General features: G+C 43.0%; 28 protein-coding genes. 25 read left to right on the top strand and 3 right to left on the bottom strand.

Annotated elements, in window-relative coordinates; translation table 11 throughout:
• The first annotated feature begins 1 nt into the window (after position 1).
• From CPZ25_RS07590 to CPZ25_RS07480, 24 genes are all read left to right on the top strand, one after another.
• Positions 2–460: a ribonuclease H family protein gene (locus tag CPZ25_RS07590; protein ID WP_058693842.1), complete on the top strand. Its 459-nt coding sequence runs from the start codon at positions 2–4 to the stop codon at positions 458–460.
• A gap of 530 nt (positions 461–990) precedes the next feature.
• Entirely contained in the window at positions 991–2355 is a 1365-nt protein-coding gene (locus CPZ25_RS07585) for a hypothetical protein (RefSeq protein WP_096920450.1), read from the top strand.
• Between the two features lie 259 nt (positions 2356–2614).
• A complete protein-coding gene (locus CPZ25_RS07580) occupies positions 2615–3844 on the top strand; it encodes a DegT/DnrJ/EryC1/StrS family aminotransferase (RefSeq protein ID WP_096920451.1) in 1230 nt (409 codons plus the stop codon).
• On the top strand, positions 3819–4568 hold the full coding sequence (locus tag CPZ25_RS07575; RefSeq protein ID WP_199678132.1) for a sugar transferase: 750 nt from the start codon (positions 3819–3821) through the stop codon (positions 4566–4568). The genes CPZ25_RS07580 and CPZ25_RS07575 overlap by 26 nt, the downstream gene beginning before the upstream one ends.
• Positions 4561–5325, top strand: a complete 765-nt coding sequence (locus CPZ25_RS07570; RefSeq protein ID WP_096920452.1) for a glycosyltransferase family 2 protein — start codon at positions 4561–4563, stop codon at positions 5323–5325. Before CPZ25_RS07575 ends, CPZ25_RS07570 begins: the two co-directional genes overlap by 8 nt.
• An 83-nt stretch (positions 5326–5408) precedes the next feature.
• Positions 5409–6317 carry an ATP-grasp fold amidoligase family protein gene (locus tag CPZ25_RS07565; protein WP_096920453.1) on the top strand — a complete coding sequence of 303 codons (909 nt, stop codon included), beginning with the start codon at positions 5409–5411 and terminating at the stop codon, positions 6315–6317.
• Positions 6304–7419: a glycosyltransferase gene (locus CPZ25_RS07560; protein WP_096920454.1), complete on the top strand. Its 1116-nt coding sequence runs from the start codon at positions 6304–6306 to the stop codon at positions 7417–7419. The genes CPZ25_RS07565 and CPZ25_RS07560 overlap by 14 nt, the downstream gene beginning before the upstream one ends.
• Positions 7420–7423: 4 nt before the next feature.
• Positions 7424–8500: an EpsG family protein gene (locus CPZ25_RS07555; RefSeq protein WP_096920455.1), complete on the top strand. Its 1077-nt coding sequence runs from the start codon at positions 7424–7426 to the stop codon at positions 8498–8500.
• Between the two features lie 17 nt (positions 8501–8517).
• On the top strand, positions 8518–8952 hold the full coding sequence (locus CPZ25_RS20975; protein ID WP_096920456.1) for a serine O-acetyltransferase: 435 nt from the start codon (positions 8518–8520) through the stop codon (positions 8950–8952).
• Positions 8949–9935, top strand: a complete 987-nt coding sequence (locus CPZ25_RS07545; RefSeq protein ID WP_096920457.1) for a polysaccharide pyruvyl transferase family protein — start codon at positions 8949–8951, stop codon at positions 9933–9935. The genes CPZ25_RS20975 and CPZ25_RS07545 overlap by 4 nt, the downstream gene beginning before the upstream one ends.
• On the top strand, positions 9925–11331 hold the full coding sequence (locus tag CPZ25_RS07540; RefSeq protein WP_096920458.1) for a lipopolysaccharide biosynthesis protein: 1407 nt from the start codon (positions 9925–9927) through the stop codon (positions 11329–11331). Before CPZ25_RS07545 ends, CPZ25_RS07540 begins: the two co-directional genes overlap by 11 nt.
• Before the next feature lie 97 nt (positions 11332–11428).
• Positions 11429–12685 carry a nucleotide sugar dehydrogenase gene (locus CPZ25_RS07535; RefSeq protein WP_096920459.1) on the top strand — a complete coding sequence of 419 codons (1257 nt, stop codon included), beginning with the start codon at positions 11429–11431 and terminating at the stop codon, positions 12683–12685.
• Positions 12686–12841: 156 nt separating this feature from the next.
• Complete coding sequence (locus tag CPZ25_RS07530) at positions 12842–13492, top strand: hypothetical protein (RefSeq protein ID WP_096920460.1); 651 nt, start codon at positions 12842–12844, stop codon at positions 13490–13492.
• A gap of 230 nt (positions 13493–13722) precedes the next feature.
• Complete coding sequence (locus CPZ25_RS07525; RefSeq protein WP_096920461.1) at positions 13723–14298, top strand: hypothetical protein; 576 nt, start codon at positions 13723–13725, stop codon at positions 14296–14298.
• Positions 14291–14863, top strand: a complete 573-nt coding sequence (locus tag CPZ25_RS07520; RefSeq protein WP_096920462.1) for a BRO-N domain-containing protein — start codon at positions 14291–14293, stop codon at positions 14861–14863. The genes CPZ25_RS07525 and CPZ25_RS07520 overlap by 8 nt, the downstream gene beginning before the upstream one ends.
• Positions 14847–15470, top strand: coding sequence for a restriction endonuclease subunit S (locus CPZ25_RS07515; protein ID WP_096920463.1), 624 nt, complete (start codon positions 14847–14849; stop codon positions 15468–15470). Before CPZ25_RS07520 ends, CPZ25_RS07515 begins: the two co-directional genes overlap by 17 nt.
• Before the next feature lie 4 nt (positions 15471–15474).
• Positions 15475–15675: a hypothetical protein gene (locus CPZ25_RS07510; RefSeq protein ID WP_074617577.1), complete on the top strand. Its 201-nt coding sequence runs from the start codon at positions 15475–15477 to the stop codon at positions 15673–15675.
• Between the two features lie 9 nt (positions 15676–15684).
• On the top strand, positions 15685–16317 hold the full coding sequence (locus CPZ25_RS07505) for a sigma-70 family RNA polymerase sigma factor (protein ID WP_096920464.1): 633 nt from the start codon (positions 15685–15687) through the stop codon (positions 16315–16317).
• A gap of 87 nt (positions 16318–16404) precedes the next feature.
• The gene (locus tag CPZ25_RS07500) at positions 16405–16629 is read left to right on the top strand and encodes a DUF1659 domain-containing protein (RefSeq protein WP_058693857.1); all 225 of its coding nucleotides are present in this window, start codon (positions 16405–16407) and stop codon (positions 16627–16629) included.
• A gap of 212 nt (positions 16630–16841) precedes the next feature.
• On the top strand, positions 16842–17069 hold the full coding sequence (locus tag CPZ25_RS07495) for a DUF2922 domain-containing protein (RefSeq protein ID WP_096920634.1): 228 nt from the start codon (positions 16842–16844) through the stop codon (positions 17067–17069).
• A gap of 249 nt (positions 17070–17318) precedes the next feature.
• A complete protein-coding gene (locus tag CPZ25_RS07490; protein ID WP_096920635.1) occupies positions 17319–17855 on the top strand; it encodes a YcbK family protein in 537 nt (178 codons plus the stop codon).
• A 272-nt stretch (positions 17856–18127) separates the two neighbouring features.
• Positions 18128–20050, top strand: coding sequence for a ferrous iron transporter B (gene feoB / locus CPZ25_RS07485; protein WP_243129361.1), 1923 nt, complete (start codon positions 18128–18130; stop codon positions 20048–20050).
• A complete protein-coding gene (locus CPZ25_RS21155; protein WP_243129360.1) occupies positions 19953–20615 on the top strand; it encodes a nucleoside recognition domain-containing protein in 663 nt (220 codons plus the stop codon). Before feoB ends, CPZ25_RS21155 begins: the two co-directional genes overlap by 98 nt.
• The gene (locus CPZ25_RS07480) at positions 20612–20983 is read left to right on the top strand and encodes a heavy-metal-associated domain-containing protein (RefSeq protein ID WP_074617175.1); all 372 of its coding nucleotides are present in this window, start codon (positions 20612–20614) and stop codon (positions 20981–20983) included. The genes CPZ25_RS21155 and CPZ25_RS07480 overlap by 4 nt, the downstream gene beginning before the upstream one ends.
• Positions 20984–21030: 47 nt before the next feature.
• Here CPZ25_RS07480 and CPZ25_RS07475 read toward each other — a convergent pair whose 3' ends face one another.
• The 3 genes from CPZ25_RS07475 to CPZ25_RS07465 all read right to left on the bottom strand — a co-directional run bounded on the left by CPZ25_RS07475 (position 21031) and on the right by CPZ25_RS07465 (position 23124).
• Complete coding sequence (locus CPZ25_RS07475) at positions 21031–21582, bottom strand: flavodoxin family protein (RefSeq protein ID WP_158501304.1); 552 nt, start codon at positions 21580–21582, stop codon at positions 21031–21033.
• A gap of 61 nt (positions 21583–21643) precedes the next feature.
• Positions 21644–22147, bottom strand: a complete 504-nt coding sequence (locus CPZ25_RS07470) for a GNAT family N-acetyltransferase (protein WP_096920636.1) — start codon at positions 22145–22147, stop codon at positions 21644–21646.
• A gap of 11 nt (positions 22148–22158) precedes the next feature.
• Positions 22159–23124 carry a sugar-binding transcriptional regulator gene (locus CPZ25_RS07465; RefSeq protein ID WP_058693863.1) on the bottom strand — a complete coding sequence of 322 codons (966 nt, stop codon included), beginning with the start codon at positions 23122–23124 and terminating at the stop codon, positions 22159–22161.
• A 271-nt stretch (positions 23125–23395) separates the two neighbouring features.
• Between CPZ25_RS07465 and CPZ25_RS07460 the strand changes: the two genes are divergently transcribed.
• A complete protein-coding gene (locus tag CPZ25_RS07460) occupies positions 23396–24436 on the top strand; it encodes an NAD(P)-binding domain-containing protein (protein ID WP_058693864.1) in 1041 nt (346 codons plus the stop codon).
• Positions 24437–24720 lie beyond the last annotated feature (284 nt).

Below are 24720 nucleotides of genomic sequence, written 5' to 3'. Positions count from 1 at the left end.
CATGAAGTATGTCGAGCTGTACACAGATGGGGGATGTCGCGGCAATGGACAGGCCGGTGACAATATCGGCGCCATTGGCGGTATCCTCATCTACCCGGAAAAAAATATCCGCAAGGAATACAAAAAAGCTTACCCCAATACGACCAACAACCAGATGGAGCTGCTGGCAGTCATTACAGGCCTCAAAATGCTCAAAGAGCCCTGCGAGGTCGTGATCCACAGCGATTCCGCCTATGTGGTCAACGCCTACAACCAGAACTGGGTTACTGGCTGGAAAGCCAAAAACTGGAGCCGCGGCAAGGCAGGCCCCCTGAAAAACAAGGAGCTCTGGATGGAGCTGGACGAGCTGGTCAACTACCATGACGCCCGCTTCGCCAAGGTCAAGGGCCACGCCAATAACGCGCTCAACAACCGCGCCGACGCTTTGGTGAATGAGGCGATGGACGCGTATGGGAAGTAAGGAAATTAATTAGTAACAAATAAAAGCACGTTAAAGCCTTTATAAAAAGGAACTTTGGCGTGCTTTTTTGATGCCATTGAAGGATATTCAGAGAGTGGCGGTGAAGTAGAAAAAGTTCGCAGACTATTGGTAGTCTGCGAACTTTTTTTGATTTTTCATTTAAGAAAATGATTTGTTTTTCAACTGCGTGATTTATTATAACATTCCCTCATTAAAATTGCACCCCTTTTTTGAAAATTTTAAATAATTTTCTTTAAAATCACTTTTATGTCTAGAATTTAACAATAATCAATTTCTATACCCAAATAATCTTACTTTTTAACTTTTTGGCAACCTGGTCAAAATCTGGTCAGGGTTCTTCCTTATATATTAAGGCTTTATGCGGCTTTTTCAAAAATTGTTTTTTCCATTTTGTTTTTCTAATCTGGTCAGAACTCTGGTCAGATTCTGGATCGGCATCACTATTCACGGTATTTCAGGCACCCTGCTCGCAGACTACCAATAGTCCACGAATAAAAGTGAGGTCAGTTATGAGTGCGGGATACGCCATCACAACGTATAAATTACAGCTGTGCTATAAGCATCTCGACTGGTTTAAGCAAACCCAGTCTCTTTTTGACGCAGTGCTGGCCTTCTATTATGAACAGCTCGACCAGAACCCACAGGCATTAAGTCTCACGAATCAGAATTTACTGCGCCATCTGGAGCTAAAAACCATCCCGCAGCGGAACGGCACCCAGCCGGAAAATCCCCTGCCCTATAAAAAAGTGCCCCTGTATTTTCGACGCGCCGCCATCAACGCGGCCATCAGTCTGTACAGAAGCTACGACAGCCGGCTGAAAGCATGGGAAGAAAATCATAAGGGTCAAACAGAAAAAGGGAAACCCAAACCGCCAGGCAAGCTGCATGCTTCTATGCTCTATTACAAAGGCATGTATAAGGATTTTGACGACAAAAGAATTATGCTTAAGCTCTATACCGGCAAAGCTTGGGCCTGGGTTAAACACCGTTACACCGGAAGGCCCTTCCCGGAAAATGCCGAGACCATGAGCCCAACCATTGTCATCAAAGGAAAAAAGGTTATGCTCCACATTCCTGTAAAGGAAAAGGTAGAGGACACAAGAACTGCTAAAGAACGCGTCAAGCAAAGAGAAAGCTTTGTAGTCGTTGCGTTTAGCAGCTCCGATACCCTGGCCGTTTGTACCGCTATCCAAGCTGACGGTAGTACCGACTATCCATATTTTATAAAAGGTGGAAAAGCACTGGCACACCGTAGGAAGCAGCTTCTAGGCTATATCAAACGCGGCACTGCCGGGAAAAAGGCTCCCAGGCTTATAACGCAACCTGTAGGGAACGACGCCCTCGGGGTCTGCCCCCGAGGCTTGTCGTCTTATGGACAAGCCGAAGCGGGTATCGTTCCGCAAGACCACCAACCAGGTCGCCCCAATGCAAAATATTATGACAAAATAACCCGTGTCACCAATCACTACGCCCATGAAGTTTCCAGAAAAATCGTGGACTACGCCAAAAGCCATAACGCCAAAATCATCGTCATGCCCGACTATGGCAATACCTTTGCCAAAGGCACACAGCATTATTTGAAAACCAGCGTCTATGACTTCATCGGCCGCCGGATCATCAACGATGTCAAGTACAAAGCCTGGCAGTGCGGTATCGTGGTACAGCAGAGCAACATTCGCGATAGCGCAAAACACTGCGCCAAATGCGGAGAAACCATTGCCAAGTACAATACTGAGTATCAAAACCCCAGCCAGAAGTTCTACGGCGGACGAAACTTTGTCTGCAAAAACGGCCATCAGGGCAGTACCGTATTAAACACCGCCAGAAATCTGGGAGAAAGTTTTTATCAGACCTTTTATGAAAAAGCGTCTTAATTTTTTAATTACTATATTTAGATGAGTAATAGATAAAACATAAAATTAAATCCTTTGGTGAAAGCCGGAGGTGTGCTTTTCGCCTATAAGGCCAAAAGTACAGGCTTAGCACCGCCTGTTTTTATTTCGCGTCGCATTGTGTTTGTGTTCTTTATATATAAATGAAAGCAAACACAATGCGATGAAAGTAAAGATTAAAGGATCCGATGATGATCATGAGTGCTACGAGTTTTAAATTTAATCATAAGGAAATCTTGAAATGAACATACCATTTTCACCACCCGATATCCGCCAGGAAGATATTGACGAAGTCATCGCAGCCCTTAAATCCGGCTGGATCACCACCGGCCCCCGAACAAAAGCCTTTGAAGAAAAGCTTTCAGAATACTGCCATACCCAAAAGACCGCCTGCCTCAGTGCAGCCACCACCGCCCTGGAGCTGACCCTGAGAATCCTCGGCATCGGCCCAGGCGATGAGGTTATTGTGCCCGCCTACACCTATACCGCCTCCGCCAGCGTGGTGGCGCATGTGGGGGCAAAGCTCGTGCTGGTAGACAGCGCTCCGAACGCTTTTCACGTCAACCCCAAAGCCATCGAAAAAGCCATCACCAGGCGAACCAAAGCCGTTATCCCCGTGGACATCGGCGGCGTCATGTGCGATTACGACGAAATCTTTGAAGCCGTCAAAGCCAAAAGAAGCCTGTTTAAGCCCGGAAAAAACGACCTTCAGAAAGCCATTGGCCGGGTCGCCGTCATCGCCGACGGCGCCCACTCCCTAGGAGCACAGTACAAAGGCAGAATGAGCGGCGAAGTTGCAGACTTTACCACCTTCTCCTTCCATGCCGTGAAAAACCTGACCACCGCCGAAGGCGGAGCCGTGACCTGGAACCCCATCGAAGGCATCGCCGACAAAAATATTTATCACCAGTTCATGCTCTGGTCCCTCCATGGGCAGTCCAAAGACGCCCTGGCAAAAACACAAAAAGGCGCCTGGGAATACGACATCATCTATCCCGGCTATAAATGCAATATGACCGACCTGCAGGCCGCTCTAGGCCTGAAACAGCTCGAACGCTACAACGCAATTATCAAACGCCGAAAAGAAATCATTCAAAAATATAACGACGCCTTTGCAGACCTGCCCGTCGAAGCAATGCCCCATGACACCAAAGATAAACACTCCAGCGCCCATCTCTATCTCCTGCGGTTAAAAGATAAAAACAGCGAATACCGTAACGCCCTGATCACCGAGCTGGCAGAGCGAGGCATAGCCACAAATGTCCACTATAAGCCACTGCCCATGCACACCGCCTATAAAAACCTGGGGTTTGACATGAAGCAGTATCCTTGGGCCTATACCATGTATAAAAATGAAATCACCTTACCGCTGCATACCTGTCTGAGCGATGAGGAAGTAGACTATGTGACAAAACAAATTCAAGAAATATTAGGAAAAATTGAGCATGATGGTCTTAAAAAAGTGGGATGATTTGCCAGAAAATATGAAAACCGATGCTGTTCGTCCTTATTATGACAATTTAAAAAAGAAGATATTTAGCTTATTTCTGAAAAGAGGATTTGACTTGATTATTTCATTTTTATTGTTAATCATCCTTTCACCGGTTTTCATCATTTTATCCTTTGCAATCGCTAGAGATTCAAAAGGGGGTGTTTTTTTTCGACAGAAGCGTGTAACACAGTATGGTCGAATATTTTATATTCATAAATTTCGGACAATGGTTTCAAACGCTGAAAACAAAGGCTCCCAGGTAACGATAAAAAACGATATACGCGTGACTAAAGTCGGAATAAAACTACGAAAATATCGGTTAGATGAGATACCACAGCTTATTGACATTTTGTTTGGTGATATGAGCTTTGTTGGAACAAGACCAGAGGTTGTAAAGTATGTAAAAGACTATACTCCAGAAATGATGGCCACATTGCTATTACCTGCCGGAATCACATCAGAAGCAAGTATTCAGTTTAAAGATGAAGATAGAATATTAGAAACCGCGGATAATGTAGACAATGTATATGTGACTAAAGTGCTTCCTATGAAGATGAAGTATAACTTGGAAAGTTTAGACAGATTTAGTCTTTTGGACGAGCTGTGTACGATGTTTAAGACAATATTGGCAGTACTTAAAAAAGATGATATTGAGAACATAGCTCACGAAGATAAAGGCGAGGAAATTAGCAAGAATGAATAATACAGAAAAGCAAGAATTAGTATCAATCATAACACCTACATATAATTGTGGAAAATTTATAACCGAGACAATTGAATCTGTATTGGCTCAGACATACCAAAACTGGGAAATGATTATTGTAGATGACTGTTCTACAGATAACACGGAAGAAATTGTTGCAACTTACTTAAAAAAAGATGATAGAATACAATACCATAAGTTAAAACAAAACGCTGGTGCAGCAGTAGCCAGAACAGTTTCTATGAAACTTGCAAAAGGGGAGTACATGGCGTTTCTGGACAGCGATGATTTATGGTATTCTCAAAAACTTGAAAAGCAGATTGCATATATGAAAAGGAATGGATATGCATTTACCTGTACAAAATATGAGCAAATTGATGAAAAAAGCGAATTGATAGGGAAAGTCATCAAGGTTATTCCCAAGACAAGCTATAATCGACTGCTTCTGGATTGTCCGGTGGGGAACTCTACGGTTATGTATGATATTAGAATTATGGGAAAATTTGAAGTTCCTGATATAAAGAAAAGAAATGATGATGCGTTGTGGCTTCAAATGCTAAAGAAAGAAAAGTACATCTATGGCATTGATGAAATTTTGATGAAATATCGAGTGCGACAAAATTCGATTTCAAGCAATAAATTCAACTTAATTAAATACCATTGGTGCCTTTATCGCAATGTAGAACATTTAGGAATTTTTAGGTCAATATTTCATGTTATTTATTGGTGTGTAATTAAAATGTTGAAGATAAAGTAAAAGATATTTGATTTTAATCTAAAAATAAAGTTAAATTTATCATTTGATATTTCGAATGAAAGTATAGAAAGTGTGGTGGTACTATGGATAGAGATTGTTTTTTATATAAGGCAAGAAGAAAAATTCAACAGTTAGCTTATATTCTTTTACCAAATGAGATGCTTTCAAAGTTATATTGTAGAATTGTCATACATCAAAATATAGATATAAAATCTCCAAAAACATTAAACGAAAAATTACAATGGCTTAAATTATATTACTATCCAAATAATCCGTTAGTCATTCAGTGTACAGATAAATATCAAGTGCGGAGTTATATTGAAAGTAAGGGATACGGAGCGTCGTTGACAAATTTAATTGGTGTCTGGGAGCGAGTGGAAGATATTGATTGGGATAAACTCCCTCAAAGATTTGTGCTTAAATGTACACATGGGTGTGCCTACAACATTCTTTGCAAAGATAAGAGTACATTTAATAGAAAAGATGCGGAAAACAAACTGAGTAAATGGCTAAAAGAAGATTTTGCGGCATTTAATGTAGAACTACACTATGGCAAGATTAAACCTAGACGTATTATTTGCGAGGAGTATTTAGGTGATATAATCTTTGATTACAAATTCTTTTGTTTTAATGGAGAACCGCAATTTTTTTATGTGTCTTCAGATTTGATTCATGACCGCCAGGCAGAGATGGGATTCTTTACGTTAGATGGCAAAAAAATACCTCTAATCAGGGATGATTATAAAGATATTGGAAATATTGAAATGCCAACCTGTTTGCCGGAAATGGTTGAAACTTCAAAAGTTCTTTCAAAAGATTTTCCATTTGTACGTGTTGACTTTTTTAAAATGGATAACTCGTACAAATTTGCTGAATTAACTTTTACTCCAGCTGCTGCGATGATGCCTATTGATCCGAAAGAATATGATGTTGAATGGGGAGAGTTATTACATCTTCCTAAAAATATAAAAATACATTATGAGAGAAAATAAAAACATGAAAATATTGCATTTCAACTCAAATATATCTAAAAATAGTGGTGTATTAAGTGTAATAATGAATTATTACAAAACGATCAATAAGGATGCTATTCAATTTGATTTTTTATATTTTAGAGATTCAGATATTTCATACAAAGATGAAATCAAAAAATTAGGTGGAAGGGTTTATGCTATTTGTGACCCTAAAAATGTTGTGCTTTTTAGAAAACAATTAAAAAATTTCTTGAAATTGCATCAAAATGAGTATGATATAGTGCACATTCACGATTCTATATTTGCACGATTTATGTATAATGTTTTAAAAAAAAACGGCGTTAAGTGTGTTATTATCCATAGCCATGCTACAAATTATTCAGACAGAAAGATAAGCACAATAAGGAATTCATTGTTATGTCATAACATTTATAAATATGCAGATGCTTTATTTGCCTGTTCGCAAGCTGCTGGTAAGTTCATGTTTTGTGGAAAAAAGTTTTATGTAATGAATAACGCTATTATTACAACAAATTTTCGGTTTTCAGAAGAAAAAAGAGCAGAGATTAGAAAAAAAATGAACATAAAAGATAAATTTGTTGTTGGACATGTAGGTGCATTTGTGAACCAAAAAAATCATACATTTTTATTAGAAATTTTTAAAGAGATCCTTAAAAAAAATAAAAATAGTGTTTTGCTACTTATTGGTGATGGCCCATTATTTCAAGATATAGTAGAAAAGGTAAAATTGTTGAAAATTGAGGATAAAGTTGTTTTTTTAGGAAAACGTTCGGATGTAAATGATCTTTATCAAGCAATGGATATATTTATTTTACCATCATTATTCGAAGGGTTGCCTATGGTGGGCGTTGAAGCACAATGTTCAAGTCTGCCGATTATAATGTCTACTGAGATTACTGAAGAAGCTGGAATAAGGCAATTTAAGTTTTTAAAACTGACAGACGATGCAAATATATGGGCAGAAAAAACAATTAAAATGTATAAGAATAACCAAAGAAATAAAGAAAAAGCGTTAGAAGCAATTACTTCACACGGTTTTAACATTGAAGTTGAATCTGAAAAACTTGAATCAAAATATTTTGAATTAATACTAAGGTGATGTCATGTGGCTGCATTATTGTATATTTGGTGTTTTAATTTTACTTAGTCTATTGTATAACCCTAATAATAAAATAAGCAAAAAATTCTACATAGCGTTTGTTTTTATTATTTTTTTTATTCTAGCAACTTTTAGAGCAATAGATATTGGAAATGATACACAAGAGTATTATCGAGTTTTTGAATTGATCAGATTAAAGAGTTCTTTAACGCAAGCGATAAACTTTACGAGATATGAAATAGGATATGTGGTTTTAAACTATTTAGTAGGAAAAGTAACATCGAATTTCTCTGTTGTTTTGGCTATTGTTGCGTCTTTTTATCTTATTTCTGTGTTGAGATTTATTAGGAAATATGCGGTTTCTGTTAGTAACGTTATTATACTGAGTTTTACTTTTTCAATGTTTTATGATGTGATGAATATTACACGACAGTGTATTTCGGTAGCTATTTTTCTGTTTGCTGTCGATTACTTAATAGAAAGGAAAGCGATAAAATACTTTAGTCTAGTAGTTGTAGCATCATTATTTCAAACAATGTCTATTGTATTACTATTACTATATTTTTCACCCAAAACAGATTTCCAAAAAGCAAGCGATGTTGTCAAGTGGATTGGGATTATTGGAATTGCATTGATTGCGCTTGGCTATATCACCCAAATCGTTCAGTATTTGTTTCCATACTATGCGCACTATTTTAATACAAGTTATGCAGAAGGTGGGGCACGTAGCGCTAGTTTTCTGTTTTTTATAATTAGAATAGGAATTGTAGTGTTTATATGGCTTTTAGATGGTTTCAAAGATTTCAAAAATTTTAACAATGAGAAAAATGTTTTTTTCCAGCTAATGTTGCTGGACTGTATTGTAGCAGCAATGTCTATTTCATTTAACATGTTAGATAGATTTGAAAATTTCTTTTGCTTAGGATTCATAATAACAATTTCTAATACTATAGGATCCTTTAAAAAGAATAAGCGAATATTTGCGAATTTTATGGTAATTTTTTTATCATTTATATATATTACGATTTTTTTAATATTTAGAAGTAACTGGTATGGTTTATTTCCATATCATTTCAGATGAAAAGCAAGGAGGTAAAGATGGACCCTGTTTATGCGTTTTATAAAATCGCTAGATTTATGTGGAAACATCATATTTCTTTTATGGCATTTTTTTTTAGAGGACTCATGCGAGTTATTTTTGCATGTGATATTCCTTATAAAACTCAGATTGGTACGGGAACAGTATTTCCGCACCATGCCTTAGGTATTGTAATACATCAAGATGCTGTGATTGGTAAGAATTGTATAATTGAGCAAAATGTGACAATAGGTGGAAGAAGTGGATTCGCAACTCTACCTAAAATTGGTAACAATATAATGGTAGGTGCTGGTGCGTCTATTATTGGACCAGTTATTATTGGTGATAATGTTCAAATAGGTGCTGGTGCGGTAGTGGTTCATGATATACCAGATAATTGTGTAGTCATTGGCGTACCGGCCAAAATCATAAAAAAGGATGGGGTTAAAATATGAAAAATATTATTTTATTAGACACATCTATTGGTTCGTTAAATCAAGGCGATGAAATAATCAACACATCGATTAAAAGTAATTGGAAGGAATTGTTTGATGAAAATTATATCATTAGATTAGCGTCACATACACCTATGTATACAAAAATTCAGTCTGTTATTTATAAAAAAAAATTAAGTGTTATTCAGAATGGTGATTTTAAATTTTTATGTGGAACAAATGCCTTGTACACTAATATGTTAAGACCACTTCCTACTTGGAATATTAATTTAGTAAATTATAAATTAGCAAAAGGTACTATATGTTTAGGAGTTGGGGTTGGAGTTAACAGCAAAAGTATAAATTTGTATACAAAAAAACTTTATAATAGAGTGCTTTCTCATGACTATGTGCACAGCACGCGTGATGATAAAACTGCAAATTTTTTGAAACAGCTTGGTTTTAAAGCTGTTAATACTGGTTGTCCCACTTTGTGGGGGCTTAATGAAGAACACTGTCGAAATATTCCGAAATCTAAAGCAAAAAATGTTGTGTTTACATTAACATATTATTTAAAAGATAGAGAAAATGATAAAAAAATGATTGAAATTCTTTGTGATAATTATGAAACATGTTATTTTTGGCCTCAATGTATAAAAGATATAGAATATTTTTACTCTTTAAACATAAACAAAATAGTTAAAATAATATCTCCTAATTTAGAAAGCTACAAAAATATTTTGATAGAAGAAGATATTGATTATGTGGGCAATCGACTTCACGGTGGGATTTTTGCATTGCAACATCAAAAAAGATCTATTATTATTGCGATTGATTACAGAGCTATCGAAATGAATAGGAGCTACTCTTTTGAATGTATTGAAAGAAAACTAATTCCAGAGTTATTGGAAAATAAAATAAAGGCAGATTGGACAACTAAAATTTTGGGAATAGATTTCGATTTAATTAGAGAATGGAAAAGGCAATTTATCAATGGGGAATAGTAATAAATATGTAACGTTACTATCGAATACGGTAGTATTTGCTATAGGGAATGTCCTTGTAAAGGTAATATCTTTTTTCTTGATGCCTTTATATACAGCTGTACTAACTACAGAACAATATGGTGTTTCAGAACTGCTAAATAGCGCAATAGAAATTATACTTCCGATAGGTACATTATGTGTCATTGAAGCCTTGTATAGATTTTCTATAGAAAAAAATGCTAATTATAAAGCTATCTTTGCAAATTCCATTCGCATTGTATTATATGGTGATATAGTAGTACTTTTAGTCTGTGTACTATTAAAACATATCTTTAATTATGGATATGCATTCTCTTTCTTTTTTTTATATCTGGCCACGACCTTTTATAAACTAGTAACGCAATTTTCAAGAGGACTTGGACATGTAAAAAGATATGCGTTGTATGGAGTAATTAATTCGTTGGTATTAGTTCTTTCTAATATTCTCCTTCTAGTATGGATGAACGGTGGTGTTAGAGCCTATTTAGCATCATTCACTATTGGATATGGAGTTTCTGGAATTGTTGCATTTTTTGCTTCAAAAGAATATCGGTATATATCATTGACGTATAAGGATAAGAAACTACGTAATGAGATGATTAGATATAGTGCGCCTAATATACCAAATATGTTATCGTGGTGGATAAACAATATCTCGGACAGGTATATTATTATGTTTTTTTGGGGGGCAGGGCTAACAGGTTTATACACGGCTGCTAGTAAATTGCCTGCTATGATTAACCTTTTTTCAGCTATTTTTCAACAAGCATGGCAGTACTCTACTGCAAAAGAGATAGAGAATATTGATAGGCAAGTTTTTTTCAATAAAGTGTTCAAGATATATTCATTTGGATGTTTAATGGCGTGTTCTGCATTATTATTTCTAAATAGAGTTGTTTGTAAAATCCTTTTAAAAGACAATTTTTATAATGCGTGGAGATTTGTTCCAATTTTGATATTGGCAGCTACGTTAGGATGCTATTCAACTTTTTTTGGCACCTTTTACAATGCATTAAAAAAAAATTTTGTTTTAATGCTTTCAACTTTGATTGGTGCAGGAATTAACATAATTCTTAATTTTGTACTGATTCCTGTGTATGGAGGAATTGGAGCCGCCGTTGCTACCGTAATCAGTTATGTGATAATAACGACATTAAGAATAGTTGACGTTACAAAAAGAATTGGGCCAATTGCAGACTATAAAAGATTACTTGTTCAGTTTTCGTTATTGTTTGTAATTACATATATAACTACAGCGACAGAATCGATTATATCTTATTTACTTGGAGTTTTATGCTTGTTTATTATCATTGCTTTGGATTATGACACATTAAAGTATAGTGTAAAGATAATGCGTCAGAAATTTAAGAGATAATAAAAAATATTATTAAAAATAAGTAAGATTAATAATAGAGATGATATTTTCGTTAAAAATATCGTTATATCAATATATTTGAGGAGTATGAAATGTTATGAAAGTTTTTCAGGATGTTAAAATTACAGTAGCTGGCATGGGCTATGTTGGCTTATCAATCTCTATCTTATTATCACAAAACCACAAGGTAACAGCAGTGGATATTATCAAAGAAAAAGTAGATTTAATCAATAGCCGAAAGTCTCCGATTCAAGATAGAGAAATTCAGGAGTATTTAGCAACAGAAAAATTAAATTTAACAGCTACATTAGATGCTAAAGGGGCATATAAGGAAGCTAACTTTGTAATAATCGCAGTACCCACAAACTATGATTCAGAAAAAAACTTTTTTGACACATCAGCTGTTGAAGCAGTGATTGAGCAGATAATAGCAGTAAATTCAAATGCAATTATAGTTATTAAATCAACTGTTCCTGTTGGATATACGTCAAGAATTCGTGAAAAGATGAATTGTAAAAACATTTTGTTTAGTCCAGAATTTTTGCGTGAATCAAAAGCCTTATACGATAACTTATTTCCTTCACGCATCATTGTTGGTACGGATTTAAGTGATAAACGTCTGGTTAAGGCGGCGAAGGATTTTGCAATATTGCTTAAGGAAGGGGCAATTAAAGAAAAGATCAATACATTATTTACGGACTTTACTGAGGCAGAAGCAGTAAAGCTTTTTGCTAATACTTATCTAGCTTTACGTGTTTCTTACTTTAATGAATTAGATACTTATGCGGATATAAAAGGTTTAGATACAAAGGCAATCATTAATGGTGTGTGCCTTGATCCGAGAATAGGCAATCATTATAATAACCCATCTTTTGGTTATGGTGGTTACTGTTTACCAAAAGATACAAAACAATTGTTGGCGAATTATCAAGATATCCCACAAAATATGATGACAGCGATTGTGGAGAGCAATCGAACAAGAAAAGACTTTATTGCAGAACAGGTATTAAGAATGGCTGGATATTATGGACATAGTTCGAAAAATGAATGGAGACAAGGTATGGAAATCCCAATTGTCATTGGCGTCTACCGTCTCACCATGAAATCCAACTCTGACAATTTCCGTCAAAGCTCGATTCAGGGTGTTATGAAGCGTATAAAGGCAAAAGGTGCCACAGTAATTATCTACGAACCAACATTAGATGATGGTGTGCGTTTTTTTGGTTCAGATGTAATAAATGATTTAGCAGCATTTAAAAAGAAGTCAAACGCAATTATTGCCAATCGCTATGACTGTGAGTTGGATGATGTAAAAGAAAAAGTATATACACGAGATATTTTTTCTAGAGATTAATAAAGATGGTTTTTAAATAAAACTTACTGATATGCAATAGCTGGGTGTATTGCATATCAGTCCACCACCACCCGCTTAAAATATGGGACCACCCATCCCATCATTTTAAAATAAATGTAAAACGATTACCATCGTAATCGCGGAAAGGAACTGCAAATGAAAGCAGACGAACAGTACCATTTCATCAACTACGATAACGCCGTCAGGGCCTATGAGGGTGAATACCCGCGGCTGACGCGGGCCAAGGTGGCGGAGTTTTTTTCGGATTTAGAGCGCGGCGCGCCCGTGGCGTTTATGAACCGGGGAACGCCGGCCCAGCCCATGACGGCCATTGTATTCGCAGATGAGACGGTGCTTTTGTGGCCGCGGTCGCCGCATTTTGTGGTGGACGCTGTGGGCCGGTATTTTGACAAGGACATGAAGCAGTGTCGTAAAAACAATCAAAAACGATTTGGTTACAGGCGGCACTTTCCAATCATTTTGGGTGAAGCGCTTCAGCTTTTACCCGTTGTGACAAAGCTTCCTGATGGCGGCAGAGGAATCAGTTTTCTCTGCCGTCATTTTTTTATCCATTTGAGCGAGGAAAAAATGTTGGTGTCACTAAGTGGACTGGCGGTTGGCTACTGCTGTCCTTCAAGCTTGATCCGGGATAAAATTCTGGAGCTGATGCGGCTTTGCCGGGCACTTTTTGTAAAAGAGCTGCTTAAAAACGGACGCAGCTTCAGTCTGGCCAACAACGCTGCCTGCTGCAGCTGCGCTTTGTTTGGACAGTGTCATGATCAGTTTTACAGGGCCTTTGGTTTTTAAGGTTTAGAAGTTTTTTCAAAAACCCTTTGGCGTAAGTTTTTAGCCTGTGACAAAGAGGATTTAGCTATTTTATCTCATTCGGGTACAAAAAAGTCTCAATTTCTGGGGCTTTTTTGTTTTTTTGAGGGGATTTTCAAGCTGGAGCGCTTTTGATTTGTACCGTCCAAATGCTTTAGAATAACCTTAACACCCCGTTAAACGGCGGTGAATCACAAATCAGGAGGACTGAAATGGATCAGACCAAAAACCTTAAGAAGCCTGCGGACATAAAGGGAATGGAGCGTGTAAGAGCGCGGAAGGATTTGAGCTATTATCCGGTGCCGGATTATTTTAAGGCGCTGGGCGTCTCGAGTATGGCGGATTTAACCGATGAGATGCCCCTGGTTTACCACTGCGACAATCCCTTTTTTCCCATGGAGGGCGGTTATCAGCCCTGCGAGACACCGGAAAATTTAAGGGCCAAAGCCCTGGCGGCAGAGCTCGGGCAGATCTGCAGGGTAAAGCTGGGCAACAGCGCCCATCCGATGCACATTTTTGACGCGATCTGTGAAGGGCGGCCGGTAAAGGAATGCATCTTTCCGGATGGCAGCACCCATCTGTGCGCCCAGGGCGAGATTGAGTCTGAGGGCGAGACGCCGCTTTCCAGACTGGATATTGAGGCCTTTAAAAATCCGGGGCTGAGGGCGGTCACCGATCAGGCCTTCCTCACCGATTCCATGGACATGAAGCGCTGGGTGTACTGCCTTCGCGGCCCCTGGTCGGACACGTATTTTGTATTGATTGAAAAAGGAGAAAGCCATGAATAAGTACACTACCGTAGAGATGAACTGTTTTGAAGATTCTCTGTTTGGCAGTATTCGCGCCCTGGTGGAAACCGTGGATGTGAAGGCGCACAACAAAGCCATTGAGCTGGAGATTCGTGAGATTCAGAAATGTATCATGTATGATGCGGACTGGGAGCTTGTGGGCAAAGCCATGGACCGGCTCATCACACTCAAAAAGCAGATGCTGAGAACCGGGGACGGACGGCAAGAGTGGTTTGTGGTAAAGGATGTCTGCAGAGCCTTGGGCTATAAGGGGCACTGCGGGGCGCTCCAAACCCACGTGCGCAGTGAGGATGTGGCAAAGCGGGAAATCCGCGACGCTAACAATCACCGTCAGAAAATGCTGGTGGTGAATGAAAGAGGACTGGATGCGCTTATCCTCGGTGGAAAACTGCACGCCGCTGTGTTTTTTAAGGGATATATCACCGGGGTGATCCTGCCCGCGCTCCGGGGGATAAAGCCGCGGTATCCCTGGCCATGTGGGCTGACAATGTGCGCGGTCTGCGCCTCAAAGGCCTTCGGAGGCGGCAATGAATTATCTGACTGAGCTTCTGGCCTTTTATAAATGGCTGGAGACCGCGCTCATCAGCCCGGTCCAGCAGGCCTACTGGCATCTGCTCATGTGGGCCAACAACAGGGCCGCTGTCCGGGACGAGCTGGGGGATTGGTACTGGCCTGTGGCCTTTAACCTGCCCAACACAGTGGTCATGCGGTTTCTGGGGCTCAAAAAGCACTATCAGGTGGTGCACCTCAGAGAACAGCTGATCCGCACCGGGCGGGTGCAGTATGAAAAGCACCCTGCCCAGAAGGCGGGGGTTTACCGCCTAAACCCTTTTAACAAGGGGCTTGAAACCATCTGGATTGTTTCGGAAAAGGGGTGCGCGCGCACCCAGGTTTGGAACTGTGCGGACACCTCGCCCGCACCTGGAGCGGGAACGTACATAAATTCTTTAAACAATAAACAAGCTTTTCTATCTGGTAGTATTCCTGAGGACGCGCCGTCACCCAACGGCTTCAATCTGCTTCCTGAGATTTCCGAGGAAGAGAAGGCAGCGATCCGTGCCAGATACCCGGATAATGACGTAGCGGCTTTTTACGCGATCTGGGAGTCACGGGAGAAGAAACAGCTGGAGATTAAAAATTTACGGAGGTGACAACATGAATCGATATGGCACAGGCCCTGGCCTTTTGCACAAGCGCCGGGCCTATCTGGTAGAAGCGGAATGCCGCGTGCAGGTGGGCTTTTATGCCCGGACTGTGGAAGAAGCGGAAGATTTATTTGGCGAGTACTGCCAGGCTGTGGAGGACAGGCACCCGGAGATTGTACTGAGCATGACGGACCTTTATGAGGATGAATAGGAGGCGTATATGAATCAATACAAAGAGATCGACGATTTGGTCGAAGCCTATAAAAAGGGGCAGGAATATCCGAAAAACAGCCCAGAGCGGGAAAATGCAAAGGTGGCGGGAGAAATGCTTATCATAACCTTTAAGCCCCTGGTGTTGTCTGTGATGAGCAAGTTTCAGGTGCCGGATGAGCAGTTCGAGGATGGATTTCAGGACGGTCTTCTGGCCTTCATGAAGGGATTGGAGCGCTTTGATCCTGAGCGTGGTGCTGCTTTTAATGCTTTTATACGCACCCATCTGTGTCAGTATTACAGAAAATGGAAAAGTGGACGCTTTAATCTGTCGGTGACGGCCAAGAAGCGGCTTGACGACAAAGCACCAGGAACGCAAGGGTTTACTTTTGCGGACACGCTGGCAGATGAAGCCCCCGGCCCCGAGAACTGTTTTATCTGGAAGAAGGAAAACGAAAGCAATCAAAGGAAACTGGCAAAGGGCCTTTCACGGCTGACCATCAAGCAAAGGGAGGTGATCAACGACCATTACACATCGGGATTGAGCCTTCGGGAGATCGCGGATAAACAGGGAAAAGCACATCAGTCGGTATGTGAAACACATACGGCCGCCCTGAAAAAATTAAAAAAGTTTTTTGAATAATACCCTGCCGTTTTTCAAAAATCCGGTATGTATAGAGTGTAAGGCAAAATGCCACACAAAAATAGAAACCAAAAAGGAGAAATGAACATGGCAGTTGAAAAAACAACGGAATCGGTAGGAATGAAAATCACCGTCAACCATGGAGAGCGGGAGGGGAAAATCGTCAAGACTTCAAAAACCTACGGCGACATCAAGGAAAACGTGACCGACGATGCCTTTGTGGCCACCGCCAAAGCCATTACCGGCATGCAGGAGCCCATCCGGGAAAAGCAGGTGAAGGTGACGGCGGAGGAATTAATGGAAGTAGCATAGCGATTTCAACAATGGAGAATGAAGAATTGAGAATTGAGAATTAAAGGACCAAACCGGCCTAGCCGGTTTGATTATTATCAAAATCGCATAGCGATTTTGTTCCAAAATTCTCCATTCTGCATTCTCAATTTTCCATTAAAAAACGTAGGGCACGACGCCCTCGTCGTGCCGCAGACAGGCATCAAAATTAAAAATAAGAAGGAGACAAAAAAATGCCAACAACCAACAAAGATTTAACCATCACATTCCAGCGTACAGACGGAAAGGACCACAAAATCACCATACCAGATTACAAAGAGGGCATCACCGACGCCGAGATCAAGGCCGGGGCCCAGGCCATTGTGGATCAGGGAGCCTTTGAGCCCGACGGCTTCGCCCTGGCCAAGGTCGTGGGCGCTGTAAAAATCGACACCACCAAAACCGACGTGGCAGTGGAGTAAAAAAGGGGCGAAAGCCCCTTTTTAAAGTATCGATAAAGGAGATCAGTAAGAGATAAAGTGTTAAAAAGAGGACTGTTTAGTTGAAGGTTGAAAGTGGATAGTGGAAAGTTCCGGTGCAAATCAGCCTTTGGCTGATTTGATTGGGTGCGGCCTGCGGCCGTTTTTTTAATGGCTTTGGCGTTAGCCAAAGGGGACATAAACCTTCCACTTTCCACTTTCAACTTTACACAAGGAGAGGAGCGGGATTATATGAAAAAATTTTATAAACGTATTTTTATCACACTGGTCGCTGTGCTGGTCGTTGTGACAAGCGGTGTGTTTCTGGCAAGCTTCCCGAAAATGCCGGAGATGGGCCCAGAGCCGTCTCCGACTGGTGAGCCGGCAGCAGCGGAGCCGGAGGAGCCGCCCATGGAGGAGGCCGACCCTGAGCCGGAGGAGCCGCCCATGGCCTCAGAGCACTTTGGGCTTTGGGAATATGCCTGCGACTGCGCGGGCTACTGTGACGGCTGGCCCACAGAAATGAACCCCGAGCTTCTCGAACGCATTGAGGCCCTGCGCATGGCCTGCGGGCGGCCAGTCATCATTACCTCTGGCGTGCGGTGTGAGGCGCGCAACGAGGAGGTAGGCGGTGTAAGCTGGTCCTTCCACAAAAAGGGGCTGGCCGCGGATCTGTACTGCCCGGGTATGGGTGTGGGCGATCTGGCGGCAAGGGCACAGGAAACCGGGTTAAACATTTTACCTTATTACAGCTCAGGCTATATTCATGTAGAATTGCCCCTGAGCTGATGAATGAAATGGGTTTAAATTAGAATGAGTATAAATTAAAAAGCGGTAAAGATTATCTCATGGGTATTTTTAAAAAAACTATTGACAATAAAGTTAGGGAATGCTAATCTATTATTGTGATTAGCGGAACCTAACTTTTTTAGGTTGTATGAAATAAGTTATCCAAAACTTATCATGAAACAAAACCAAGGAATTACCGGCTTAACAGCCTTTGTGGTGTTGACGGTTAAAGTAAGGCTTAGCTAAGAATATAAAATTAAGGAGGAGATATCATGTCAACAAAGATAGCGCTTGCAGGAAATCCCAATTGCGGCAAGACGACACTTTTTAACGCGCTCACAGGCTCTAACCAGTATGTCGGCAACTGGCCTGGTGTTACGGTTGAGAAAAAAGAAGGTAAGCTGAAAGGAAACAAAGACGTCATTATCATGGACTTGCCGGGTATTTACTCGCTTTCACCTTACACGCTTGAAGAGGTGGTTGCCAGAAATTACCTGATTAATGAACGGCCCGACGCCATCATTAATATTATCGACGGAACCAATATCGAGCGTAACCTTTACCTGACCACACAGATCACAGAGCTGGGCATTCCGGTAGTCATCGCTGTGAATATGATGGACCTCGTGGAAAAGAACGGGGATAAGATTGATGTCAGGCGCCTGTCAAAGGATCTTGGCTGTGAGGTTGTAGAGATTTCGGCGCTTAAGGGCAAAGGCCTGAAGGAAGCCGTTGAAAAAGCAGTTAAAATTGCAGGCAAAAATACCATCAGCGCGCCGGTACACCGGTTTGACCCGGAGGTAGAGGAAGCGCTTGACAAGATAGAAGCCAGGCTGGGAGACGATATCCCAAAAGAACAGAAGCGGTTCTTTGCCATTAAGCTCTTTGAACGGGATGATAAGATTTCCGGACTCATGAAGAGCGTGCCAGATGTGGAAGCCCTTATCACAGCGGTTGAGGATTCCATGGACGACGATTCTGAAAGCATTATCACAAACGAACGCTATAATTATATTTCTAATATTATCGGTGACTGCTATAAGAAGAAAAACAAGGGACAGCTTTCCATCTCAGATAAAATTGATAAAGTTGTCACCAACCGTTTCCTGGCGCTTCCGATATTTGCGCTGGTCATGATCCTGGTTTACTATGTTTCCGTCACCACCGTGGGCTCCTGGGCCACAGACTGGGCCAACGACGGCGTCTTTGGCGACGGCTGGCATCTGTTCGGCATCGGCACTTCCCAGTATGAAGAAGCCGCTGGCGAGTATGACGTTCAGGCGCAGAAGATGGGCGCCTTTTTAGAAGCCGCCCAGGCCGAGGGAATCAGCACTGACGCGGTGACAGAAGCCCTGGAAGCAGAGGAAGGCGAAGCGGATGAAAGCGCCGTTACCGCCTTTGAACAGGCCGCGGCTGGTGTGACTGCCGACGCTGAAATCACCGATGAGGAAGGGGGAGTGGTAGAAACCGTTCCTGTAACGGTCAATGACTTTAAGGAAGCAGCAGCTGCAGAAGAGCCGGACCCGGCAGACTACGGCGTCTGGGTACCGGGTATACCGGTGATTATCGGAGACGGTCTGGAAGCGGTAGGCTGTGCCGGCTGGCTCCAGAGCCTGATCTTAGACGGGATTGTCGCTGGTGTTGGCGCGGTTCTTGGCTTTGTACCCCAGATTTTAGTGTTGTTTATCTTCCTGGCGATTTTGGAAGGCTGCGGTTATATGGCGCGTGTTGCCTTTATTATGGATCGTATCTTCCGCCGCTTTGGTTTATCCGGTAAATCCTTTATCCCGATGCTTATCGGCAGCGGCTGCGGCGTGCCGGGGATCATGGCATCGCGTACCATTGAAAATGAGCGCGACCGGCGTATGACGATTATGACCACCACCTTTGTGCCCTGCAGCGCCAAGATGCCAATCATCGCCATGTTTGCCGGGGCGATTTTCGGCGGCGCGTGGTGGGTAGCGCCCAGTGCCTACTTTATCGGAATCGCGGCCATTGTCATCTCAGGCATTATGCTTAAAAAGACCAGGATGTTTGCCGGCGAGCCCGCGCCCTTTGTCATCGAGCTTCCGGCGTACCATGTGCCTACTGTCGTTAATGTGCTGCGCAGCATGTGGGAACGCGGATGGTCCTTTATTAAAAAAAGCCGGTACCATTATTCTTCTGTCCACAGTCTTTATCTGGTTTACCTCTAGCTTTGGCATGGTAGATGGCAGTTTTGGCATGGTAGACGATATGAGCGATAGTATTCTGGCCGCCATCGGCTCCGCCCTGGCCTGGATTTTTATTCCCAACGGCTTTGGGGACTGGCAGTCAACCGTTGCGACGGTTACCGGCCTTGTGGCCAAGGAAAATGTGGTGGGTACCTTTGGTATTCTGTTTAAGGTGGGCAGCGAGGTTGCAGAAACCGACGCGACTCTGTGGACTGCGGTTGCGGCACATTATACTGCGCTCTCCGCGTTCTCCTTCATGGTATTCAACCTGCTGTGCGCACCATGTTTCGCAGCCATGGGCGCCATCAAGCGTGAAATGAACAATGCGAAATGGTTCTGGTTTGCTGTTGGCTACCAGACAGGCTTTGCCTATGTCATCTCACTGATTATCTACCGTCTGGGCCTGCTTTTCACAGGCGGCGGGTTCTCCGTCTGGACCGTTATTGCCATCGCGCTCCTGGCTGGTATTATTTACCTGATGGTACGTCCTTATAAAGAATCCGATACACTGAACATCAACATGCCGGCTGCCAAGGCAAAACCATGACAGCCACCATCCTGATCTGCATCGCCATTGCCGTTATTGTAATCCTGGGTGTGCGCAGCTATATGAAACGAGTTTCATCTGGCTGCTGCGGCTCAGGCGGCGGCGGAACTGTCAAAAAGATCCGCGTGCCGGACAAGGACAAGAGCCATTACCCCTATCGTAAGGTTTTATGGATCGACGGAATGGTCTGCGGCAACTGCGCAGCCAATGTAGAGAATGCCCTGAACAGCCTGGATGGCGTTTGGGCAAAGGTGAATCTGACAGAAAAGAAGGCAGAGGTTTTGATGAAAAAGCCCTTTGACGATGAGATACTCAAGCTCAGCGTAAAGGACAGCGGATATACAGTGTTCCGGATTGATGAATCCTGACAAAAAAGCTTATCCACCATACGGTGAATAAGCTTTTTTTACGTGAGTTATTCAGCGAGCTTTTTACCGGCCTCCCGGGCATCGGCGATGAGCTCGTCGGTGTAGGCGTTGGCGCAGACAATGCGGCTTTCCACCTTGCCCTGAAGCATCATGCCAAAGGAAGCGTCGGACATGTCAAAATAGGGGACATAGTGGCCGGCCATTGGCGCACCCTGTGAGTAAACCGTCACCACACGTTTGGGCCCGATCTTAAAATGGGATTTTCCATCCTGGGTGGTGTACATAAAGGCGTAGAGGCGGTTTAAAAACAGCATGGTCTGGGCGCTCATCTGAGCCATGTAGATGGGTGATCCGATGACCACCGCGTCGGCGTCGGCAATGGCTTCATAGATGGGATGCATATCATCCTTTTGAACACAGAAGATATCCTTATTTTTGTGGCAGGCCCCGCAGGCCTGACAGCCTTTGATATTCAGCGCGTTCAGGTTAAAGGCTTTAACCTCTGCGCCCTTTTCCCTTGCGCCTTCGAGCACCGCGTCCACCAGTACGGTGCTGTTGCCCTGCGGGCGGGGGCTTCCGTGGATTCCTACAATTTTCACAATCATCACTCCTTTGATTTTATACCTCTATTATACGCCTGTTAAAAGGCCTATGGCAAGATCAGTGTGTGAAAGCGTAGAGGCAGCTGTCAAAAATTTCAGCATTTTTAAAGACGCGGTTTTTAAGGGTTCCCTCAAGGGTGTAGCCAGCTTTTTCCAGTGCCCGGCGGGACCCCAGGTTGTGGGCAAAGGGCTCGGCGTGAACGCGGGCCAGGTCATAGTGCTCAAAGGCATCCTTTGTGAGCTGGCGGATGGCGGCAGACATGATGCCGCGGCCCCAGAAAGGTTCTGCCAGCCAGTAGCCGATTTCGGCGTTTTTACAGTAGACATCCTCTTCCAGAAAAATGCCGATGCTGCCCACGGCCTCGCCGCCTACGTCGATGGCCCGGGTACACTGGCGCGCTTCACCAGCCTCGATGCAGCTCATCACATAGCAGCGGGCATCCTCGTAGGTGTAGGGCCAGGGGAAGGCATTGCGCAGATTATCCGCGATTTTTTTATTGTTGGCGTATTTTGCCACACTGTCAATGTCATTTTCCCGCCAGGGGCGTAAAATAAAATTCATCGGAACCTCCTTCAGTCAATTTCAGTCGTCTCATAGCTTCTTTTCAAAACCTCGGCCGCGGTGGGGGCGTCGATATACAGCACGTCGGCCAGGCCGCCCTTCAGGGTGGCGCAGATAATGTCGGCTTTTTCGATGCCGCTGGCCACCAGCAGCTTGTTCCGGATCGCCTTGATCACTGGCAGCGAGGCGGCGATAACCCGGCGGTCTAAGGCTTCGTCGAAGATTTCACCCTTCGCGTTTATAAAATGAGAGCACATGTCGCCAATACAGCCCTTGGATTCCATTTCCCAGTACTGGGCGTCGGACAGCAGGCCCATCTCATAGATGATGGACGGCCGCGCCAGATTGCCCACGGAAAAGACCGCGGTCTGGCACCGCTCCGCCATGGAGAGGATCTGGGCTACCTGAGAATCCTGCTTGATGGCGTCGGCGATAAAGGGTGCGTCCACCACGGCGGGCGCCGGAATCTGGTAGCCCGCGCCGTCCACACAGGTCACAAAATTCTTGAGGATATTCAGGGCACTGGATTCATAGACCGCGCGGGAGTAGCCGCCGTTGAGCTGGATTACGGACACCCCCCGCCGTTTGATGGGCTGCAGCAGGTTTGACAAAACCTCCAGGGTGCTGCCCCAGGCAATGCCCAGGATGGAGTCGTCGTCTACATAGCGCGGGAGCTCCTGGGCCAGCGCCAGACAGACGTCGTGAACCAGAATCCGTTTGTCGCCCACCAAATCGGGTACAATGACCGCCCTTTTCAGCGGAAAATGGGCCATGAGCTGTGTTTCCAGCTCGCCGAAGGAAAGCACCGGCTCTTTGATGCGCACCTCAATCAGACCCATTTCTTTGCCGCTTTTTAACAGCCGGCTGACACTGGATTTGCTGATGCCCTCCTTTTCAGCGATTTCAATTTGCCCCATATCCATTTCGTAATACATTTTTGATATACGAAGAATCTGATTTATTTTTTTGAGATCCATGATTCCTCCAATGATGTGAAATTTTTCCCATAAAAATGAAAAGTTAAAGGATTCTTATGGTTTCATTATAAAAAGAATGAAAAGGAATGTCAAGGGAAAAAGTGGGAATTGTCCAAAAGTATGAAAATATAATGTAAAAAAATGTTGAAATTTTTCCCAAAGAAGAAAAAATTATTTTCTTAAATTTGGAATTATACCTATTTTTCTATTGACAAATTTGCACCACAGGGTATAGAATACACCTATAAAACATTTACAAGGAGTGAAATCAATGAGCATTGTAACTTTGATTGGCTCTGGCCAGATGGCTTCAGCCCTAACCTTTCCCCTTTACGAAAACGGCCACGAGGTCCGTTTAGTCGGTTCTCCCCTCGATAACGAAATTATCGACCGTCTGAGAGAAGACAACTACCATTTTAATTTATTGCGCACTCTGCATGACGGTATTCATTATTATAAAGTAGACCAGGTCAAGGAAGCCTTAGAAGGCGCGGATGTTGTTGTCTGCGGCGTGTCCAGCTTTGGTGTGGACTGGTTCCTGGATGAAATTATTCCAGTGATTCCCGAAGGCGTGCCGATGCTCTCAGTCACCAAGGGGATGTTAAATTTTGAGGACGGCCGTCTTCAGGTTTATCCCGAATACTGGGAAGAACATCTGCCGGAAGGCTCCAAGCTTAAAATTTACGCCATCGGCGGCCCATGTACCGCCCGGGATCTGGCCGACCACGACCATTCCTTTGTAGGCTTCTGCGGACGCGACATCGAAACCCAGGAAAAGCTGCGGGATATTTTTGCAACCAGCTACTATCATATCAGCCTTACTACCGATGTGGTGGGTCTGGAAGCAGCCGTCGCCCTGAAAAACGGCTATGCACTCGGCACAGCGCTGGCCATCGGTCTTAAAAACATCTGCGGGGATGACGGCATTGCCCATGTCAACTCCAAGGCCGCCCTGTTCCAGCAGAGTGTAAAGGAAATGGATGATTTGTTGGAAATCGTCGGCGGCAGCCACCGCATGATCATGTTTGCGGCCGGAGACCTGGACGTTACCGTAGCCGGCGGCAGAAGCCGCAGTGTAGGCCAGTATCTGGGTGAAGGCCTGTCCATGGAAGAAATCAATGAAAAGCTGGCAGGTCAGACCCTGGAAGCCGTTGTCATTGCCACACGTACGGCCAAGGCAGTCAAGGCCCTGGCAAAAGCCGGTAAGGTTGATATCGCTCAGTTCCCACTGCTGATGCATGTAGACAAGCTGCTCAATGAAGGGGAAAAAGTCAATATTCCCTGGAAAGAATTTGAGACAATCGAAGCATAGCAGCATGGATTAAAAAGCGATTCAGGACATCTGGGGGACAGACAAAATAAGCGTTTGAATAATGGAGAATTTAGGATTCTCCATTCAGGCTGTCGAAAAAGGATAACAGCAAGAGATGAAGCGTTAAAAGAGGCCTTTAAGTTGAAAGTTGATAGTGGAAAGTGGAAAGTTCAGGAGCAAATCAGCCGTTGGCCGATTTGATCAGGCGCGGCCTTAGGCCGCATATAAATCGCTTGAGCCATGGGCGAAAGCGTACTGCAACTATCCACTATCAACCATCCATT

The sequence above is a fragment of the Eubacterium maltosivorans genome, assembly GCF_002441855.2.
GTDB classification, from domain to species: domain Bacteria; phylum Bacillota; class Clostridia; order Eubacteriales; family Eubacteriaceae; genus Eubacterium; species Eubacterium maltosivorans.
The sequence above is the reverse complement of the archived record's forward strand: the minus strand, read 5'-3'. Positions and strand labels throughout refer to the sequence as shown.

What these genes read in the sequence shown, in the direction of transcription:
- CPZ25_RS07465 (WP_058693863.1), bottom strand. Translation starts at nt 23,124, where the DNA reads ATGGATCTCAAAAAAATAAATCAGATTCTTCGTATATCAAAAATGTAT.
- CPZ25_RS07580 (WP_096920451.1), top strand. Translation starts at nt 2,615, where the DNA reads ATGAACATACCATTTTCACCACCCGATATCCGCCAGGAAGATATTGAC.
- CPZ25_RS07495 (WP_096920634.1), top strand. Translation starts at nt 16,842, where the DNA reads ATGCCAACAACCAACAAAGATTTAACCATCACATTCCAGCGTACAGAC.
- CPZ25_RS20975 (WP_096920456.1), top strand. Translation starts at nt 8,518, where the DNA reads ATGGACCCTGTTTATGCGTTTTATAAAATCGCTAGATTTATGTGGAAA.
- CPZ25_RS07575 (WP_199678132.1), top strand. Translation starts at nt 3,819, where the DNA reads ATGATGGTCTTAAAAAAGTGGGATGATTTGCCAGAAAATATGAAAACC.
- CPZ25_RS07490 (WP_096920635.1), top strand. Translation starts at nt 17,319, where the DNA reads ATGAAAAAATTTTATAAACGTATTTTTATCACACTGGTCGCTGTGCTG.
- CPZ25_RS21155 (WP_243129360.1), top strand. Translation starts at nt 19,953, where the DNA reads ATGTGCTGCGCAGCATGTGGGAACGCGGATGGTCCTTTATTAAAAAAA.
- CPZ25_RS07470 (WP_096920636.1), bottom strand. Translation starts at nt 22,147, where the DNA reads ATGAATTTTATTTTACGCCCCTGGCGGGAAAATGACATTGACAGTGTG.
- CPZ25_RS07500 (WP_058693857.1), top strand. Translation starts at nt 16,405, where the DNA reads ATGGCAGTTGAAAAAACAACGGAATCGGTAGGAATGAAAATCACCGTC.
- CPZ25_RS07585 (WP_096920450.1), top strand. Translation starts at nt 991, where the DNA reads ATGAGTGCGGGATACGCCATCACAACGTATAAATTACAGCTGTGCTAT.
- CPZ25_RS07515 (WP_096920463.1), top strand. Translation starts at nt 14,847, where the DNA reads ATGAATTATCTGACTGAGCTTCTGGCCTTTTATAAATGGCTGGAGACC.
- CPZ25_RS07520 (WP_096920462.1), top strand. Translation starts at nt 14,291, where the DNA reads ATGAATAAGTACACTACCGTAGAGATGAACTGTTTTGAAGATTCTCTG.
- CPZ25_RS07570 (WP_096920452.1), top strand. Translation starts at nt 4,561, where the DNA reads ATGAATAATACAGAAAAGCAAGAATTAGTATCAATCATAACACCTACA.
- CPZ25_RS07590 (WP_058693842.1), top strand. Translation starts at nt 2, where the DNA reads ATGAAGTATGTCGAGCTGTACACAGATGGGGGATGTCGCGGCAATGGA.
- feoB (WP_243129361.1), top strand. Translation starts at nt 18,128, where the DNA reads ATGTCAACAAAGATAGCGCTTGCAGGAAATCCCAATTGCGGCAAGACG.
- CPZ25_RS07480 (WP_074617175.1), top strand. Translation starts at nt 20,612, where the DNA reads ATGACAGCCACCATCCTGATCTGCATCGCCATTGCCGTTATTGTAATC.
- CPZ25_RS07565 (WP_096920453.1), top strand. Translation starts at nt 5,409, where the DNA reads ATGGATAGAGATTGTTTTTTATATAAGGCAAGAAGAAAAATTCAACAG.
- CPZ25_RS07530 (WP_096920460.1), top strand. Translation starts at nt 12,842, where the DNA reads ATGAAAGCAGACGAACAGTACCATTTCATCAACTACGATAACGCCGTC.
- CPZ25_RS07540 (WP_096920458.1), top strand. Translation starts at nt 9,925, where the DNA reads ATGGGGAATAGTAATAAATATGTAACGTTACTATCGAATACGGTAGTA.
- CPZ25_RS07560 (WP_096920454.1), top strand. Translation starts at nt 6,304, where the DNA reads ATGAGAGAAAATAAAAACATGAAAATATTGCATTTCAACTCAAATATA.
- CPZ25_RS07545 (WP_096920457.1), top strand. Translation starts at nt 8,949, where the DNA reads ATGAAAAATATTATTTTATTAGACACATCTATTGGTTCGTTAAATCAA.
- CPZ25_RS07555 (WP_096920455.1), top strand. Translation starts at nt 7,424, where the DNA reads ATGTGGCTGCATTATTGTATATTTGGTGTTTTAATTTTACTTAGTCTA.
- CPZ25_RS07510 (WP_074617577.1), top strand. Translation starts at nt 15,475, where the DNA reads ATGAATCGATATGGCACAGGCCCTGGCCTTTTGCACAAGCGCCGGGCC.
- CPZ25_RS07460 (WP_058693864.1), top strand. Translation starts at nt 23,396, where the DNA reads ATGAGCATTGTAACTTTGATTGGCTCTGGCCAGATGGCTTCAGCCCTA.
- CPZ25_RS07525 (WP_096920461.1), top strand. Translation starts at nt 13,723, where the DNA reads ATGGATCAGACCAAAAACCTTAAGAAGCCTGCGGACATAAAGGGAATG.
- CPZ25_RS07505 (WP_096920464.1), top strand. Translation starts at nt 15,685, where the DNA reads ATGAATCAATACAAAGAGATCGACGATTTGGTCGAAGCCTATAAAAAG.
- CPZ25_RS07535 (WP_096920459.1), top strand. Translation starts at nt 11,429, where the DNA reads ATGAAAGTTTTTCAGGATGTTAAAATTACAGTAGCTGGCATGGGCTAT.